Here is a 15,291-nt window from a genome sequence, read left to right as displayed (position 1 = left end):
GCGCAACAGCCGCGAATTATTGTGTAAAATTCACCAGACTCCGCTTGCCCTGGCGCCGGGTTTCGACGCAGGGTGCCGGGCGATTTGATAAGGATTCGCCATGACTCGGATTGCCGCGCTTGCGCTTCTTGCCGCCACCGCCCTGACCTCGCCCGCCGCGGCGCAGTCGCTGGGGCTTGGGCGCGGGCTTTCGGTCGATACCGGGCTGGGCGTGAAATACAGTCCCGAGTTCATGGGTTCGGACAACCTGGACGCCTCGCCCTGGATCATCCTGCGCAACAGCGATGCCGATGCCGGCAAGAAGGACGGGATCTCGGTCCTGCCCTCGCTGAACTATATCGGCAAGCGCGATTCCAGCGATCACGAGGATCTGCGCGGCATGGAGGATATCGGCCGCGCCGGCGAATTCGGGGTGAAGCTGTCCTGGCGCATGGGCGACATGACCAGCTATGGCGCCATCCGCAAGGGTTTCGGCGGCCATCACGGCGTGGTGGGCGAGCTGGGCGCGAAATACCGCTATGAGGTCAGCGACCAGCTGACGCTGTGGACCGGGGCCGAGCTGGGCCTGGGCGACCAGGATTTCACCGGCACCTATTTTGGCGTGGACGAAGGCGAATCGCTTGCCGGCGGCAAGCCGGTCCACAACCCCGACGGCGGCGCCTATATCGCCCGCATCAGCGTCGAGGCGCGTTACGAATTCATGCCCAATACGGCGCTGATGGGGCGGCTGACCTATGGCCGGCTGCTGGGCGATGCCGGCGATTCGCCGCTGGTGCAGACCCGCAGCCAGCCCTCGATCAGCATCGGCGTGGCGCGGCGGCTGAACTTCCGCTTCTAAGCGGCTCTGGACCCCGGATGGCACAAGTCCTATATCATTGCCAAGATTTTACAGGACACGCCGCATGAGCACCGAGAATCTCAAGGAGGGCGACCCGCTGATCGCGCCTTCGACGACGGACCATCCCCTTTACGACAGCGTGGTCGAGGCCTGCAAGACGGTCTACGACCCGGAAATCCCGGTCAATATCTTCGACCTGGGGCTGATCTACACCATCGACATCAATGACGAGAATGCCGTGCGCATCGTCATGACCCTCACCGCGCCCGGCTGCCCGGTCGCGGGCGAGATGCCCGGCTGGGTCGCCGATGCCGTCGAGCCGCTGCCCGGCGTCAAGCAGGTCGATGTCGAGATGACCTTCCAGCCGCAATGGGGCATGGACATGATGTCCGAGGAAGCCCGCCTGGAGCTTGGCTTCATTTGACCGCGCGCGAGGACATGCTGGCCGGCCGGCCCTACAAGCCCGGCGATGGCGAGTTGGTGGCGATGCGCAAGGCCGCGCAGGGATTGATGCGCGACTACAATGCCACCATCATCGGCGACAAGACCCGCGCCCGCACCCTGACGCAATTGCTGGGCACCTGGAACGGTGCGGTGATCCGCACGCCCTTTCACGTCGATTACGGCAAGCATATCCATTTCGGGCCGGATTGCTTCGTGAATTACGGCTGCTTCTTCATGGACATCTGCGAGATTCGCATCGGCGCGCGCTGCCAGTTCGGTACCGCCGTGCAATTGCTGACCGAGGATCGCCCGCGCGAGCGCGACAGCCGCGCCAAGGGCGTCGAATGGGGCAAGCCCATCACCATCGGCGATGACGTCTGGGTCGGCGGCGGCGCCATCGTCCTGCCTGGCGTCAGCATCGGCGACGGCGCCATCGTCGGCGCCGGCGCGGTCGTGACCCGCGACGTGGCGCCCGGCGCGACCGTCGTCGGCAACCCTGCCCGCCCCTTGCCGCCGAAATCCTGACAGGCGTCAAAGAAACATCCGGTGCCGGCCGCGGCTGACCAGGTGCAGCCCGCCCTGGCTGACCGGCATCTGGGCCAGCCGCTCCAGCGGCAAGTCCATGGCCACCAGCCGCAGCATGCGCAGGGTGATGCCATGCGTCACGATCAGCGCCGGGCCGTCCAGATCGTCCAGGAACGCGCGCACCCGCGCTTCGAGCCCGGCGAAATGCTCGCCGCCCGGTGCCAGGTCATACCAGTCCAGCGGACCGCGGGCGAAGGCTTCGGGATGCGCGGCCTGCAGTTCCGACGCAAGCCGGCCGCTGAAATCGCCGATGTCGATTTCGTGCAGGCGTTCGTCCAGGTCAAAGCCCTGCCCGCCAAAGGCGATACGCGCCGTCTGCTGCGCCCGCCCCGCGGTGCTGACCAGCCGCGCCATGCCGCGCAGGTCGCGCACCAGCCAGGCCAGCCGCCGCGCCTGCGCCTCGCCCAGGGGCGTCAGCGGCGAATCCAGCCGGCCCTGCAACCGCCCCTCGGCGTTCCAGACTGTCTGGCCGTGCCGCATGAGGTAGAGATCCGGCCAGTCCGGCATCAGGCCCATTTCGCCATGGGCGGCAGGCTCATCAGCACCGCCTCGGGGTCGTGGCCGGTCGCCAGGCCGAATTTGGTGCCGCGGTCATAGACCAGGTTGTATTCTGCATAAAGTCCGCGATGGATCAGCTGCGCGTCCTTTTCCGCCTCGCCCCAGGGCTGGGCCATGCGCTTTTCCGCGAGCGGCAGGAAGGCGGGCAGGAAAGCCTCGCCCACCGCCCTGGTAAAGGCGAAATCGGCATGCCAGTCGCCCGTGTTCAGGTCGTCATAGAAGATGCCGCCGACGCCCCGTGCCCGGCCGCGATGCGGGACAAAGAAATACTCGTCCGCCCAGGCCTTGAAGCGGTCATAGTAATCGGCGCCATGCGGGGCGCAGGCCGCGCTCAGCGTGGCGTGGAAATGCGCCGTATCCTCGGCATATTCCAGGCAGGGGTTCAGGTCGGCGCCGCCGCCGAACCACCAGGCGCCGGGCGTCCAGAACATGCGCGTGTTCATGTGCACCGCCGGCGCATGCGGGTTCTGCATATGCGCGACCAGACTGATCCCCGAAGCCCAGAAGCGCGGATCCCCCTCGACCCCCGGCACGCCGCGGGCCGCCATGGCCTGCCGGGCTGCGGCCGACAGCTCGCCATGCACCGCCGACCAGTTCACGCCGACCTTCTCGAAGACCCGGCCGCCGCGCATCACCGACATCAACCCACCGCCGCCATCCTCACCGCGCTTGGTCTCGCGGATCTCGAAACGGCCGGCCGGCGCATTGGCGGGGCCGCGATCCTCCAGCGCCTCGAAGGCAGAGACGATGCGGTCGCGCAGCTCGCGGAACCAGGCCGCGGCCTTCTGTCGCTCATCGTGCATTTCCATGGGCTTGCCTCCGCATTCGTGAATTGCCCCGCCTGCGGGGCGGGCTTATGCTTCGGGCGAAACAACTAGAGATCCCGGCCATGACCCGCAACATCCTGCTTGCCCTGATGCCTGTTCTGGTTGTCGCATCCTGCGGAACCCCGCAAGAGCAATGCATCAGTCGCAACACCCGCGAATATCGCACCGTCTCGAACCTTCTGGCCGAGGTCGAGGCCAACCTGGCGCGCGGCTATGCCTGGGAGGAGCGCACGGTGATGCGCACCCAATGGGACGACTGCCGCTATGTCTGGCTGGACAAGGACGGCAACCGCCGGCTGGGCTATCGTCCCTGCTTGCGCGACGTTGCCGATACCGAGCGTTACCGGGTGCCGATCGACCCGGCGGCCGAGGCACGCAAGCGCGACAACCTGCTGGCGCGCAAGCAGGCTTTGGCCCCCGCCGCCCGCGCGGCCGTCGATGCCTGCAAGGCCGCCTACCCCGAAGAGGGCAAATAGGGCTCAGTAGACCCCTGGCGCCAGCGGGTCGCCCAGGCTGCGGCCGCCGTCGACGCGCAGGATCTGGCCGGTCACGAAGCTCGAGGCCTCGCTGGCCAGGAACTGCACCGTCGCCGCCAATTCGTCCGCGCCGGCAATCCGGCCCAGCGGCGTGGCGGCGACCATGCGCTCGCGCAGGCCCGGATCCTCGCGCAGCTTCAGTTGCAGGTTGTTGGACATGATGCTGGCAAAGGCCACGCCGTTCACGCGAATCCGCCTGGGCGCCAGAGCCGAGGCCAATGAGCGCGTGGCCTGCGCCTGCGCCGCGCTGGCGATGGAATAGGCCAGCATCTGCGGCTGCGGCCAATCGGCGGCCAGCGAGGTGACATTGACGATGGCGCCGTGCTGCAAGGCGTTCTCGCTCGCCTCGCCCGCCTCATCGGCCTGGGCCATCATGCGCCTGGCGACCATCTGCGACAGGCGCAGGCCGGAACTCATGTTCTGGCGCAGCATGTCGCCCAGCAGCTCGTCGTTCACCGTCAGCGGGTCGCAGCCCTGCACCATGCGATGCGCATTGACCAGGATATCCACCCGCTCGAAGGCGTCGATGGTGGCCGAGATCAGGTTCGCGAGCGTCAGCTTCTGCCCCAAGTCGCCGGCAAAGGCGCGCACCGGCCCTTCGCTTGCCGCCTGTTCGCCCAGTTCGGTCATCAGCGCCGCCTCGTCGCTGTCGGCGAACATGACATTGGCGCCTGCCTCCTCGAAATGCCGGGCGATGGCCAGGCCGATGCCGCGGGCGGCGCCGGTCACGATGGCGGTCTTGCCCTGGATGGAGAGGCTCATCTTTTCCGGCCTTTCGGTTGCGGGCCTTTTGGTTGAAGGCGCCCGGCAGTGCCGCGCCGCGCTCCCGAGGCGGTCAGGATCTTGAAGCGCGCATCGCCGCCCAGCTCGGCGACTTCGGCAAAGCATTCCCGCAGCGCCTGCTCATAGGGCAGGTGGCGGTTGGCCACCATCCACAGCCGCCCCGCCCCGGTCAGCAGCCCCGCCGCCGCGCGGATGAAGCCGGCGCCCAGCCTCGGGTCGGCCGCACGCCCCTCGTGGAAGGGCGGGTTCATGATCACGCCGTTCACCGGCTCGGGCAGGCGGAAATCCAGCGCATCCGCCCAATGGAACCGCGCCCGCGGATCGGTGACATTGCGCCGCGCGCAATCCAGCGCCGCGGCATCGGCCTCGACCAGGTGCAGCAGCTCGACGCCGGGATGGGCCAGGATCTGTGCCGAAAGCCAGCCCCAGCCCGCGCCCAGATCGACGATGCGGGTCGGCAGCTTTTCGGGCAGCGCCGCCGCCAGCGCCTGCGACGCCGGGTCCGGCCCGTCGGCCGAGAACACGCCCGGCCGCGTCACCATGCCGGGCGCGGCCAGGTGATCCTGCGCCGCCCAGCCCTCGGGCAGCCAGCCCGGCTGGGGCAGCGTGACGCGGAAGATCTTGCCATGGGCACGCGACTGGACCTCGTCCACCGGGGCCAGGGCGCGCATCTCCTTCATCACCGCGTCGATGCCGTCGGTCTTTTGCCCGTCGATCCACAGCGAGGCGCCCGGCGCCAGCCGCGCCGCGGCCTCGGCGATGCGCGCCCGCGCCTCGGCCCGCGCCCGCGGCAGGAAGACCACGGCGCCGTCGAAATCGCCCGAGGCCTCGGTCGCCATGTCGTAGCCGCGCGCCTTCAGCGCCCGGTGATCGGGGTAAAAGCCCTGCACGATCTGCACGCGGGCGGGGTCGAAGGGGTCAAGATCGGTCGCGGCGCCCGCGCCGATCAGCAGCATGCGCCCTTCGGGCGGCGTGCCGCCAAAGACAAGTTCCAGCCGTGATCCAGCCAATTTCTACTCTTTTTCCATGGTGCATTGCAGCGGATGCTGCTGGCGGCGGGCCAGTTCCATGACCTGCGCCACCTTGGTTTCGGCGATCTCGTGCGAGAAGACGCCGACGACGGCCACCCCCTTGCGATGAACCGTCAGCATGATCTCGATCGCCTGGGCGTGGTTCATGTTGAACAGCCGCTCAAGCACATGCACGACGAATTCCATCGGCGTGAAATCGTCGTTCAGCAGCAATACCTTGTACATCGGAGGCCGCTGCGTGCGGGGCCTGGTCTTGACCCCCAGTTCGACCTCTTCGCGGTCCCCAGGTCGGTTGGTCATCTGCGGTTTGGTCACGACGCTCGTATCAGGATATGGACGGTTCTGGGACCGAATATAGAGCCTTTCCCCGCGCTTGATAAGCCCCGCCCCCGCGGCAGAGGCGAAAGCGCCGGCAACCTGCGGCAGATTGCGCGGCAAGGGCACAAACTTGCGGTTTCCGAACACGGGAATGCGTGTTATTGTCATTTCATTAATGAAGGGCCCGCATAATGAACGGACCCTCAGAGGCAGAAGAGACCGGGACAGTGAGCAGAATCACCAGAAAAGTCCGTTTGGGACTGATGATCCTATTCGCCTGGGCATTGCCCATGGCGGTGGCCGCCGCCCCCTTCGCGGCCTTCGTCATGGATGCGCGCACCGGGCAGGAAATCTATGCGCAGAACGCGGATACGCGGCTTCATCCGGCCTCGCTGACCAAGATGATGACGCTTTACATGGCCTTCAGCGCCGTCGAGCGCGGACAGGTCCGGCTGGACAGCAAGTTCCTGGTGTCCAGCCATGCGGCCGCGCAGCCGCCCTCGCGGCTGGGGCTGAAGCCGGGCCAGCGGATCGAGCTGCGCTACCTGATCCGCGCGGCGGCGGTGAAATCCGCCAATGACGCGGCCACGGTGATCGGCGAGGGGCTGGCGGGGTCCGAGGCGAAATTCGCCGCGCAGATGACCCAGATGGCGCGCGCCCTGGGCATGCGCAACACGCATTTCCGCAACGCCAACGGCCTAACGGCCGAGGGGCATTATTCCACGGCGCGCGACATGACGGTCCTCGGGCGCCGGCTGTTCTACGATTTCCCGCAATATTACTCGATCTTCTCGCGCCGCTCGGCCGATGCGGGGATCGCCACCGTCGCCAGCACCAACAAGCGTTTCCTCGACAGCTACGAGGGCGCGGACGGCATCAAGACCGGCTATACGCGGGCGGCGGGGTTCAACCTGACCGCCTCGGCCAAGCGGGGCTCCAAGCGGATCGTCGCAACCGTGCTGGGCGGCACCTCGACCGCGCATCGCAACCAGGTCATGGCCCAACTGCTCGATGCCGGCTTCGGAAAGGCCCCCACCCGTGTGCGAGAGGTGAAGCCCGCCCCGCCGCAGCTGGTGGCCGAGAAGAAGGTGCGCCGCACCGTGCAGGTCGCGCGCACCGAGCCGCAACAGGCGGCGAACGTGCGGCTGTCCAGCTCGGACCGCCCGGTGGCCCGCGCCTCGACCGTGGCGGTGGTGACGCCGGCGGCGATCTCGGCCGCGGTCTCGCGCGCCCAGGCGGCTGCGCCAGCCCCCGCCCGCAGCGGCAGCACCCTGGCCGCCAGCGCCCGGCCGGCGCGCAAGCCCGGCACCGGCCAGTTCGCCAATGTCGCGGCCGATCCCGAACTGCTGGCCCGCGCCGCCCGGCCCGAGGCCCGGCCGGAAGAAGGCGATGCCTCGGAACCCGCGGCCGTGCCGGTGAATGCCGTCCGCCCTGCCCCGGCGCCGCGCGACGACCGTTCGGCCGGGCTTTCCGCGCCGGCGGCGGGCTCGCCCTCGCTGTTCGTGCAGGCGACCCAACCGCAGCCGGAAAGCATGGCGCTGCTGGCCTCGCCCGCGCCGACCCAGCGGTCCGAGACGATCATCCTCGCCTCGCTTGAGCCTCAGGAGGATGCCGCGCCGGAGCCGACCGAGATCGTGGCCCGCGGATCGGATGCGGGCGGCAAGGGATGGGGCGTCTCGCTGGGACTGTTCCGGTCGCAATACGAGGCCGAACAAATGCTGCTGAAAACCGCGCTTCAGGAAAGCGGCGCCCTGGGCAGCGCGCTGAGCCGCGTGGCCACGACCAAGCGGGGCTTTGAGGCGAATTTCGTCGGGATGAACCGGGAAACCGCCGAACTCGCCTGCGGCCGGATCGCCGCGCGGCAGCAAAGCTGCCGGGTCATCGGCCCCTGACGGCGGCGCCGGCACCGGCCTGCCGGCCGGGAGGGGCCGTCAAGCTGACAAGGGCGCTCTAGTCCAGCAGGACCAGGCGCCCTTGGCTTTCGGACCCGGCCCGGCGAACTGGGCCAATTGCGCGGCCCGCACCAGCGAATGCGGCACGAGCCCCCCGGACGCATTGCTGTGGCACAGCCGGCCTTTCCGGATGCGCCGGCCGGGGCCGCCGGGCTAAAGCGGCCCCGGCCGGCGCTCTTCGGAAAGCATGACATTGGCCTCGACCTGGCCCACGCCGGGCAGGGTCATGATGCGGCGGCGCAGGATGCGCTCAAAATCGGCGATGTCGCGGGCATGGATGCGCAGCCGGTAGTCGAACTGGCCCAGCACATGCTGCACCACCTGCACCTCGGGGATCGCCGTCACCGCACGTTCGAAATCCTCCAGGCTGACCCGGCCCTTGACCGCCAGGCGAATGCCCAGGAACACGGTGACGCCGAAGCCCAGAGCGGCCTCGTCCACCACCACCCGGCGCCCGGCGATCACCCCGGCCTCGGTCAGCCGCCGGATACGCCGCCAGGCCGCGGGCTGGGTCAGGCCAAGGGCCCGGCCGATCTCGGCCGCGCCGCGCGTCGCATCCTCGGCCAGCAACCGCAGGATCGCAAGGTCGGTGGCGTCTGGCTGAAAGCTCACAGCGGCAGCTCCTGCACATCCTTGATGGTCGAGACCAGCATCAGCGCATCGCTGTCGGCCACATGCGGCAGGGTCAGGATGCTTTCCCGGTAAAGCTGCTGCCAATGCGCCATGTCGCGGGCGATCACCGACAGCCGCAGGTCCACCGAGCCCAGGAAGGTCTGGATCTCGGTCACTTCGGGCACGCGTCGGGCTGCGGCGATGAATTCGTCGAAGGCGCGGGGATGGGTCTTGTCGAGGGTAAAGCGCAGGCTGACCTGCACCTCGTAGCCGAGCCTGCGCCAGTCGATGCGGGTCAGGGTGGCGCGGATCACCCCGGCCTGGCGCATGCGTTCCAGCCGGCGCCAGAGGCTTGCGGGCGTGACCCCTGCCCGCTCGGCCAGCTGGGCGTTCGGGATCTCGGGATCGGCCAGAAGCTGGCGCAGGATGCGGCGATCGGTGGCGTCGAGCATGATTTTTTCACTTTTATCGTGAACTGCACATTATCATAACGATATAGTCGCATTGAACGTGAAAAATGCACACATCTCCGGGAAATCGCCTGTTACAAACCCCTCAGCGAAATGGAGGGAGTTTCCGATGCGCGTTTACTATGATCGCGACTGCGATGTGAACCTGATCAAGGACAAGAAGATCGCCATGCTGGGTTATGGCAGCCAGGGCCATGCCCATGCGCTGAACCTGCGCGATTCCGGCGCCAAGAACGTCGTGGTGGCGCTGCGCGAGGGCTCGGCCTCGGCCAAGAAGGCGGAAGCCGAGGGGCTGAAGGTCATGGGCATCGCCGAGGCCGCCGCCTGGGCCGACCTGATCATGTTCACCATGCCCGACGAATTGCAGGCCGAGACCTATCGCAAATACGTGCATGACAACCTGCGCGAAGGCGCCGCCATCGCCTTCGCCCACGGGCTGAACGTGCATTTCGGCCTGATCGAGCCGAAGCCCGGCGTGGACGTGATCATGATGGCGCCCAAGGGGCCGGGCCACACCGTGCGCGGCGAATACACCAAGGGCGGCGGCGTGCCCTGCCTGGTCGCGGTGCACCAGGATGCCACCGGCAAGGCCATGGACCTGGCGCTGTCCTATTGCTCGGCCATCGGCGGCGGCCGCTCGGGCATCATCGAGACCAATTTCCGCCAGGAATGCGAAACCGACCTGTTCGGCGAGCAGGCGGTGCTGTGCGGCGGCCTGGTCGAGCTGATCCGCATGGGCTTCGAGACCCTGGTCGAGGCCGGCTACGAGCCGGAAATGGCCTATTTCGAATGCCTGCACGAGGTGAAGCTGATCGTGGACCTGATCTACGAGGGCGGCATCGCCAACATGAACTATTCGATCTCGAACACCGCCGAATATGGCGAATACGTCTCGGGCCCGCGCGTGCTGCCCTATGAAGAGACCAAGGCGCGGATGAAGGCGGTGCTGACCGACATCCAGACCGGCAAGTTCGTGCGCGACTTCATGCAGGAGAACGCCGTGGGCCAGCCCTTCTTCAAGGCGACCCGCCGCATCAACGACGAGCATCAGATCGAGAAGGTCGGCGAAAGGCTGCGCGGCATGATGCCTTGGATCTCGAAAGGCAAGATGGTGGACAAGGAGCGCAACTGAGCGCGCCCGCATCGAAAAGCCCCGCCTCGGCGGGGCTTTTTTTTTTCGCAGAGCCCCGGGGCAGCCTGCACGCCGCAGCGTGCGATCAGGGGGCAGCCCCGCGGGTGGTTCCAAGGGCCGGGCCCAGGCTCGGCCCCGCAGGGTGGGGCTTGGCTTGCCCATGCGCAGGATCAGCCGTTGCCCTCGCCGCCTTCGCCACCGCCTTCGCCATCGCCGTCGCCTTCACCGCCGTCCGAGCCCGCATCGGACCCGCCATCAGAGCTGTCCGAGCCTTCGCCCGACCCGTCTGTGCCGCTGTCGGCCCCGTCCGAACCCGGAGTTTCGCCCTCCGCATCCCCTTCGGCCCCGTCATCCGTGCCATCCCCGTCCGCACCGGTTTCGTCACCGGCGCCGGGGCCAGCTTCCGTTTCAGAGGCAGCCGGGCCGCCTTTGCCCGATTCATCCGGTGCCGGGCGGAGCTCGACGCCGTCCACCGAGATCAGGCTGCCATTGGCAATGCTGTAAACCAGCTCCGTCGGCCGGCCATCGCGCTGCGCATTGATCGTCAGGATCGGGCCTTCGCGCAGGATATGCACGTCGGTGAACCCCTGCGAGACCAGCGTTCGCGCGATTTCCTCGTCATTGTCGAGCTGTTCCAGCAACGGGTAGCCCGGCTCGAGTACCGCGCCCAGGGGGGTGCTTGGCTCGGTCGCTGCACCCGGCACGATGGCGGTATTGCCCGAGGGCGTCTCGATCACGGTCGTGTCGCCTTCGATCACTTCGCCGCTTTGCGCAAGCGCCGTGGAGCCCATGATGGCGCCAAGCGCCAGGGCCTTGCCGCCGACCAGGGCGGTCGTCAAACTGCGTTTCAGCATGGCTCTTTCCTCCTTCATGCTCATCGGGTCTCAACCCGGCCGGGGGGCAAGGGTTTCGTCACGCCGGATCGCATCGGCGTCATCTGGCACGGAATTTCGGCAGCCGGGAGCCGGGAGCCGCGGCATATCCTGCCTGCGTATCGTTGTCGCACCCCGGCTAACCCTTTTCGGGAATCGGGCGGATGGTGCGACAATGCAGGGGACGGCGCGGCGCCCGCGCGGTTGGCAGCGCCGTCACCCGTCATCGCCCCGATCTGGAATGCCATGCCGCGCAGCGCATTCCCGGCAAGAATAACCGGCACGGTGCGCGAATTGGAAGCTTGCCCGGTGGAACAGCTGCCCAAAAAGGCAGCTTCTCATGCGGAAAGCTGTCGGGCAACACTGGGTCTGTTCGTTTTCCGATTGTCCCTTTGACGGATTGCAATCCGTTATCGATTGTCTGGGAGGTTTGTTGTGAAGAGTGTTCTGTTTGGAATGAAGGCCGATTGGTCGGCCGCTTTGGAGCGCAGCGCGCAATCCGTCGGTATCCAAAGCCAGATGGCGGATCTTCGGCATGCCGATCTGTCCGGCTATGACGCCGTCGTTCCCTTGACCCTGTGGGATCGGGATTTCCTGGATGAACGGCGGATCCGGGGCGACATGTTCAACGCCCTGTTCCCCAGTTCCGCTGCGCAGGAAAACTGCCATGACAAGCTTGCGTTCAACCGGCTCATGGCCGCTGCCGGCCTGGGCGATTATATCCCGGCGATGTTTGGCGATCCCGCCGCTCTTCCGCTTGGCAAGCCCATCATCGTCAAGCGGCGAAAGGACGAATGGGGCAAGCTGTCGCGTATTTGCTGCATCGGCCAGGATGCACCATTGGTTTACGATCCGGACCAGGAATTCCTGCAAGAATATGTTCCGGGAACCGTCGAACTATCCGCTTATCTTTTGATGCGCGATGGCAGGATCGTTTTTTCCCGCACGGCGATATTCGATATGCCGGACATGCCGCATGTGAAAGGCATCAATACCGGCCACCAGAATCTGGCATGGCGGGACGGAACGCGCCACGGGGATCTGTTCACGGAAATCCTGGATACCGTGGGGTTCGCGAACGGTGCCTGCTGCATCGACTTTCGCGAAGTGGACGGCAAGCCGAAGATATTCGAGATCAATCCCAGGCTGGGCGGATCCCTGACCGGCGATGCCGGCAGCTATTTGCAGCATTATCTGCTGGCGGCTTGCGGCACGCGCGCGCGTAGCGCGGCCGATTCCGTCAGGCTGCCGGTCGCCGCCTGACCCCCGGTTTTCCGGACCGGCCCGAACCTCGGCCGGTCCCGCCAAGGAAGGCGGTCAGATCGCGAATATGTCGTCCGCCACCCCCGCCACCGTCAGGTTCTGGCCGTTGATGACGATCCGGTCGCCGTCGCCGAAATCGATGACCACGCCATTCGCGGTCTTTTGCATGTGGTCGCGAATGAAGGCAGCCGGGTTCGCGTCCAGCCTGGCATCGTCGATCAGCAGCCGATCGATGCCGCGCTGGTATCCGTTGATCGTGTCGGCGCCATGGCCGTCGTGGAAGATGAAGGCATCGGCCCCTGCCCCGCCGATCAGCACGTCGTTGCCCGCGCCCCCGATCAACGTGTCATTCCCGTCGCCACCGACCAGGCGATCGTTGCCCGGCTCACCCCAAAGCCGGTCATTGCCTGCACCGCCGTCCAGCGTGTCCTGGCCGACCCCGCCCAAGATGAGATCCTGCCCCATGCCGCCCCAGATCAGGTCGTTGCCGGTCTCGCCGCGCAGCTGGTCGTTCCCCTCGGCGCCGGCCAGGGTATCGTTGCCGGGGCCGCCTTGCAGCACGTCGTTGCCCAGGCCGCCATGCAGGGAATCGAAACCTTCGCCGCCGATGATCCGGTCATTGCCGGGACCGCCGTTCAGCGTGTCGTTGCCGCCCTTGCCATCCATCCAGTCGTTGCCATTCCCGGCCGAGGCGACATCGTTGCGCGCCGTCAGGCGATAATCGTCGTTGCGCGGCGTGCTTTGCGCCGGGCCAGGGGTGACGAAAACCTCGCCGTTGAAGGTCGAGAGCCAATCGGCGCGCGACTGCATCGACAGATCCGCACCGGGATTGGCAACGCGGGTGAAGCTGCCGGTATCGACGCGCACCTGTCCGTCGGTATCGGCAAAGTTCTGCGTCGCCATCAGCACCTTGTAGTCGCGGCCGTTCACGGTGAGATAGCCGACCTCCAGCCCGATGCCGATGAAGGCGGCATCGCTCATGATGTTCTGGTAATGGCCCGGGCTGTTCATCAGGTTCTGGTGCAGTTGGCGGATCTCGTCGCGCAGGTCGGCCTCGCCCTGGATGGTGACATAGGCGATGTTTTCGGCCGTCATCCAGTTGCCCGCCAGATCGAAGCCCGCCGCCTCCATCCGCTCGCGCGAGGACGAGCCGCCCCGGCCGGTATGCGAGAAGACATCCGCCTCAAGCATCCAGCGGCTATGGCCTTCCGAGGAATCGTTGAGCCGTTTTTCGATGGACAAGGCAGGAAGCCCCTGGGCCTGACGGGCCTGGTTGACCAGGCTGACGAAGTAGCGTTCGTTTGCAGATGCAAAGGACATGGTCGGTATCCGCCTCGCGAGAACTCATCTCATAAAATGCAGCTTTCGGGAGCATATCAAAGCGGGGACGAAAGCAGAACCTCGGCTCCGGCGGAGCGGCGGATATCGGCCAGCCGCCCTGCACCCATGGCGGGCGATCGCCAACGGACTGCAGGTCTGCACCTCGAATGTGGGCGAGACATTCTTGGCTATCCATTGATATTAAATGCTCTTCGGAAGAATGACGACCCCGCCAGGACGCCGGGAAGCCATTAATATCAATCCACTAAGCCAGAATGATCCAAACCGCCCCGCTATTGAAGATCAAGAGCTTACAGGCGCGGGCTCCAATAGCATTTCCGGTGCTGCAAAAGAAAATCCCGGCGCGCTGGCGGGCGCAACCGGGACCGATCTGAAAAGCTTTTGGAGCTGGTTTGACCATAACCTGAAACGGCAGATCGCGGCAAGCGAACTTGTGTCGGCGCTGCTGAATTGCGCGCCGGAGGATCGCGTTCCCTTCCTCGAAATCCTGCTGGACCAGCTGCGCCCCGGCTGGCCGCAGTCCTTGTTGATCGACCTCATGCGGGAGGCGCGCTGGTGGGTGACGAATGCCAGCCGGGCCGAGCGCAAGGCATATTGCCTCGCCTGCCATGAGGGCATGCCCGAGGACGACCAGCGGTCCTTCGTGGCTTACATCACAGGGGCGCGTCATGGCTGACGCCCCCCTGCGACGAAATGGCGAATGCACCGGGCGGCCCGCCGAAGGAAGGGCCGACCGTGGTGAACTTCGCGGCCGAGAAGGCCAAGCGCGCCGATCCGAAAGCCCGCAAGAGCCAATTCTTCACCGCGACCATGCTGGACGGCAAGGAGGTGCCGGCGCGCAACTGGCTGGTGCCTAGCCTGATCCCCTCGGGCACGGTCACGCTGCTGACCGGCGATGGCGGCACGGGCAAATCGCTGCTGGCCCTGCAACTCGCCACCGCCTGCGCCCTCGGCAAGCCCTGGCTCGGCAAGACCGTGGCCGGGGGCCGTGCCCTATTCGTCTCGGCCGAGGACGATGAGGACGAGCTGCACCGCCGCCTGGCCGATGTGCTGGATGCCGAGGAGGCGAGCTTCGCCGACCTCGACCAGCTTGCCCTGCGCAGCCTGGCGGGCGAAGACGCGCTGCTGACGGAACTGGACACCCGCACCGGGAAACAGAAGGCCACCGACCTGTTCGGCGAGCTCGACGCCTTCCTGACCGATCTGGCGCCCGCGCTGGTGGTGCTGGACACGCTGGCGGACCTGTTCCCCGGCAACGAGAACGACCGGGCGCAGGCGCGGCAGTTCATCGGCATGCTGCACGGGCTGGCGATCCGGCACGATTGCGCCGTGGTGCTGCTGGCGCATCCGTCCCTGTCGGGCATCCAGAACGGCACCGGCATGTCGGGCAGCACCGGCTGGCACAATTCGGTGCGGTCGCGGCTCTATCTGGAACGGGTGATCCAGGGCGACGACGAACCGAACCCCGATGCCCGGGTGCTGCGCACCATGAAGGCGAACTATGGCCCCACGGGTGCGGAAATCGCCCTGACGTGGCGCAATGGCGTCTTTGTGGCGGACGAGCCTGAAACCGGGCTGGACCGTAGCGCGAGGCACAGCCGAGCCACTCCGCGATCATTGGACGGGCTCTGGGGTGATTGAAGCTGCTCTCTGGCTCTGCCGGTCGGTTTCGCTCTGGTTGACGCAGACCGCGGCGGGCGGCTGTCCGCCATGGGCGGCGCGAGGCCGC

Annotated in this window: 18 protein-coding genes; 9 read left to right on the top strand and 9 right to left on the bottom strand. The window is 66.7% G+C overall.

Annotation, left to right across the window (positions count from 1 at the left end):
* Nucleotides 1–100 precede the first annotated feature (100 nt).
* The 3 genes from ESD82_RS14790 to ESD82_RS14780 all read left to right on the top strand — a co-directional run bounded on the left by ESD82_RS14790 (nt 101) and on the right by ESD82_RS14780 (nt 1,807).
* Nucleotides 101–838 (top strand): MipA/OmpV family protein, encoded by a 738-nt coding sequence (locus ESD82_RS14790; protein WP_024845408.1) that lies wholly within the window; start codon nt 101–103, stop codon nt 836–838.
* A 64-nt stretch (nt 839–902) separates the two neighbouring features.
* Complete coding sequence (locus ESD82_RS14785; protein ID WP_024845409.1) at nt 903–1,262, top strand: SUF system Fe-S cluster assembly protein; 360 nt, start codon at nt 903–905, stop codon at nt 1,260–1,262.
* Nucleotides 1,259–1,807: a sugar O-acetyltransferase gene (locus tag ESD82_RS14780; protein WP_024845410.1), complete on the top strand. Its 549-nt coding sequence runs from the start codon at nt 1,259–1,261 to the stop codon at nt 1,805–1,807. Before ESD82_RS14785 ends, ESD82_RS14780 begins: the two co-directional genes overlap by 4 nt.
* A 6-nt stretch (nt 1,808–1,813) precedes the next feature.
* Here ESD82_RS14780 and ESD82_RS14775 read toward each other — a convergent pair whose 3' ends face one another.
* Nucleotides 1,814–2,374, bottom strand: coding sequence for a histidine phosphatase family protein (locus ESD82_RS14775; RefSeq protein WP_028710659.1), 561 nt, complete (start codon nt 2,372–2,374; stop codon nt 1,814–1,816).
* Nucleotides 2,374–3,234 carry an oxygen-dependent coproporphyrinogen oxidase gene (gene hemF, locus ESD82_RS14770; protein ID WP_147428014.1) on the bottom strand — a complete coding sequence of 287 codons (861 nt, stop codon included), beginning with the start codon at nt 3,232–3,234 and terminating at the stop codon, nt 2,374–2,376. Before hemF ends, ESD82_RS14775 begins: the two co-directional genes overlap by 1 nt.
* Before the next feature lie 80 nt (nt 3,235–3,314).
* Between hemF and ESD82_RS14765 the strand changes: the two genes are divergently transcribed.
* Nucleotides 3,315–3,728, top strand: a complete 414-nt coding sequence (locus ESD82_RS14765) for a hypothetical protein (RefSeq protein WP_024845413.1) — start codon at nt 3,315–3,317, stop codon at nt 3,726–3,728.
* 3 nt (nt 3,729–3,731) lie between these two features.
* Here ESD82_RS14765 and ESD82_RS14760 read toward each other — a convergent pair whose 3' ends face one another.
* Genes ESD82_RS14760 through clpS form a run of 3 tightly spaced genes read right to left on the bottom strand, consistent with a single transcriptional unit; the run spans nt 3,732 to nt 5,902 of the window.
* Entirely contained in the window at nt 3,732–4,550 is an 819-nt protein-coding gene (locus ESD82_RS14760; RefSeq protein ID WP_147428015.1) for an SDR family NAD(P)-dependent oxidoreductase, read from the bottom strand.
* Complete coding sequence (locus tag ESD82_RS14755) at nt 4,547–5,581, bottom strand: class I SAM-dependent methyltransferase (protein ID WP_024845415.1); 1,035 nt, start codon at nt 5,579–5,581, stop codon at nt 4,547–4,549. Before ESD82_RS14755 ends, ESD82_RS14760 begins: the two co-directional genes overlap by 4 nt.
* Nucleotides 5,582–5,584: 3 nt before the next feature.
* Nucleotides 5,585–5,902, bottom strand: a complete 318-nt coding sequence (clpS, locus tag ESD82_RS14750; RefSeq protein WP_024845416.1) for an ATP-dependent Clp protease adapter ClpS — start codon at nt 5,900–5,902, stop codon at nt 5,585–5,587.
* A gap of 281 nt (nt 5,903–6,183) precedes the next feature.
* Between clpS and ESD82_RS14745 the strand changes: the two genes are divergently transcribed.
* A complete protein-coding gene (locus ESD82_RS14745; RefSeq protein WP_244314586.1) occupies nt 6,184–7,812 on the top strand; it encodes a D-alanyl-D-alanine carboxypeptidase family protein in 1,629 nt (542 codons plus the stop codon).
* Nucleotides 7,813–8,025: 213 nt separating this feature from the next.
* Here ESD82_RS14745 and ESD82_RS14740 read toward each other — a convergent pair whose 3' ends face one another.
* Together ESD82_RS14740 and ESD82_RS14735 are read right to left on the bottom strand one after the other, a co-directional pair.
* Nucleotides 8,026–8,484 (bottom strand): Lrp/AsnC family transcriptional regulator, encoded by a 459-nt coding sequence (locus ESD82_RS14740; RefSeq protein ID WP_024845418.1) that lies wholly within the window; start codon nt 8,482–8,484, stop codon nt 8,026–8,028.
* Nucleotides 8,481–8,936: an Lrp/AsnC family transcriptional regulator gene (locus tag ESD82_RS14735; protein ID WP_024845419.1), complete on the bottom strand. Its 456-nt coding sequence runs from the start codon at nt 8,934–8,936 to the stop codon at nt 8,481–8,483. Before ESD82_RS14735 ends, ESD82_RS14740 begins: the two co-directional genes overlap by 4 nt.
* Nucleotides 8,937–9,063: 127 nt before the next feature.
* On the opposite strand from ESD82_RS14735, the gene ilvC reads away from it, so the two are divergent.
* Complete coding sequence (ilvC, locus tag ESD82_RS14730; protein ID WP_024845420.1) at nt 9,064–10,086, top strand: ketol-acid reductoisomerase; 1,023 nt, start codon at nt 9,064–9,066, stop codon at nt 10,084–10,086.
* 170 nt (nt 10,087–10,256) lie between these two features.
* On the opposite strand, the gene ESD82_RS14725 is transcribed toward ilvC, so the two are convergent.
* Entirely contained in the window at nt 10,257–10,940 is a 684-nt protein-coding gene (locus ESD82_RS14725; RefSeq protein WP_051419755.1) for a hypothetical protein, read from the bottom strand.
* A 474-nt stretch (nt 10,941–11,414) separates the two neighbouring features.
* Here ESD82_RS14725 and ESD82_RS14720 point away from each other — a divergent pair, with 474 nt between their 5' ends.
* On the top strand, nt 11,415–12,221 hold the full coding sequence (locus tag ESD82_RS14720; RefSeq protein ID WP_024845422.1) for an ATP-grasp domain-containing protein: 807 nt from the start codon (nt 11,415–11,417) through the stop codon (nt 12,219–12,221).
* A 54-nt stretch (nt 12,222–12,275) separates the two neighbouring features.
* Here the strand turns inward: ESD82_RS14720 and ESD82_RS14715 are convergent, their stop codons facing one another.
* Nucleotides 12,276–13,541, bottom strand: a complete 1,266-nt coding sequence (locus tag ESD82_RS14715; RefSeq protein ID WP_024845423.1) for a CAP domain-containing protein — start codon at nt 13,539–13,541, stop codon at nt 12,276–12,278.
* Between the two features lie 220 nt (nt 13,542–13,761).
* Here ESD82_RS14715 and ESD82_RS14710 point away from each other — a divergent pair, with 220 nt between their 5' ends.
* Entirely contained in the window at nt 13,762–14,238 is a 477-nt protein-coding gene (locus tag ESD82_RS14710; RefSeq protein ID WP_244314585.1) for a hypothetical protein, read from the top strand.
* 59 nt (nt 14,239–14,297) lie between these two features.
* Nucleotides 14,298–15,203: an AAA family ATPase gene (locus tag ESD82_RS14705; RefSeq protein ID WP_244314584.1), complete on the top strand. Its 906-nt coding sequence runs from the start codon at nt 14,298–14,300 to the stop codon at nt 15,201–15,203.
* Nucleotides 15,204–15,291: the final 88 nt, after the last annotated feature.

The organism is Paracoccus pantotrophus (genome assembly GCF_008824185.1).
Lineage (GTDB): Bacteria > Pseudomonadota > Alphaproteobacteria > Rhodobacterales > Rhodobacteraceae > Paracoccus > Paracoccus pantotrophus.
The sequence above is the reverse complement of the archived record's forward strand: the minus strand, read 5'-3'. Positions and strand labels throughout refer to the sequence as shown.

Bases quoted from the DNA above. Each gene is read 5' to 3' on its own strand.
- ESD82_RS14790 (WP_024845408.1), top strand. From the start codon at position 101: ATGACTCGGATTGCCGCGCTTGCGCTTCTTGCCGCCACCGCCCTGACC.
- ESD82_RS14785 (WP_024845409.1), top strand. From the start codon at position 903: ATGAGCACCGAGAATCTCAAGGAGGGCGACCCGCTGATCGCGCCTTCG.
- ESD82_RS14775 (WP_028710659.1), bottom strand. From the start codon at position 2,374: ATGCCGGACTGGCCGGATCTCTACCTCATGCGGCACGGCCAGACAGTC.
- hemF (WP_147428014.1), bottom strand. From the start codon at position 3,234: ATGGAAATGCACGATGAGCGACAGAAGGCCGCGGCCTGGTTCCGCGAG.
- ESD82_RS14765 (WP_024845413.1), top strand. From the start codon at position 3,315: ATGACCCGCAACATCCTGCTTGCCCTGATGCCTGTTCTGGTTGTCGCA.
- ESD82_RS14760 (WP_147428015.1), bottom strand. From the start codon at position 4,550: ATGAGCCTCTCCATCCAGGGCAAGACCGCCATCGTGACCGGCGCCGCC.
- clpS (WP_024845416.1), bottom strand. From the start codon at position 5,902: ATGACCAACCGACCTGGGGACCGCGAAGAGGTCGAACTGGGGGTCAAG.
- ESD82_RS14745 (WP_244314586.1), top strand. From the start codon at position 6,184: ATGATCCTATTCGCCTGGGCATTGCCCATGGCGGTGGCCGCCGCCCCC.
- ESD82_RS14735 (WP_024845419.1), bottom strand. From the start codon at position 8,936: ATGCTCGACGCCACCGATCGCCGCATCCTGCGCCAGCTTCTGGCCGAT.
- ilvC (WP_024845420.1), top strand. From the start codon at position 9,064: ATGCGCGTTTACTATGATCGCGACTGCGATGTGAACCTGATCAAGGAC.
- ESD82_RS14725 (WP_051419755.1), bottom strand. From the start codon at position 10,940: ATGCTGAAACGCAGTTTGACGACCGCCCTGGTCGGCGGCAAGGCCCTG.
- ESD82_RS14720 (WP_024845422.1), top strand. From the start codon at position 11,415: ATGAAGGCCGATTGGTCGGCCGCTTTGGAGCGCAGCGCGCAATCCGTC.
- ESD82_RS14715 (WP_024845423.1), bottom strand. From the start codon at position 13,541: ATGTCCTTTGCATCTGCAAACGAACGCTACTTCGTCAGCCTGGTCAAC.
- ESD82_RS14710 (WP_244314585.1), top strand. From the start codon at position 13,762: ATGACGACCCCGCCAGGACGCCGGGAAGCCATTAATATCAATCCACTA.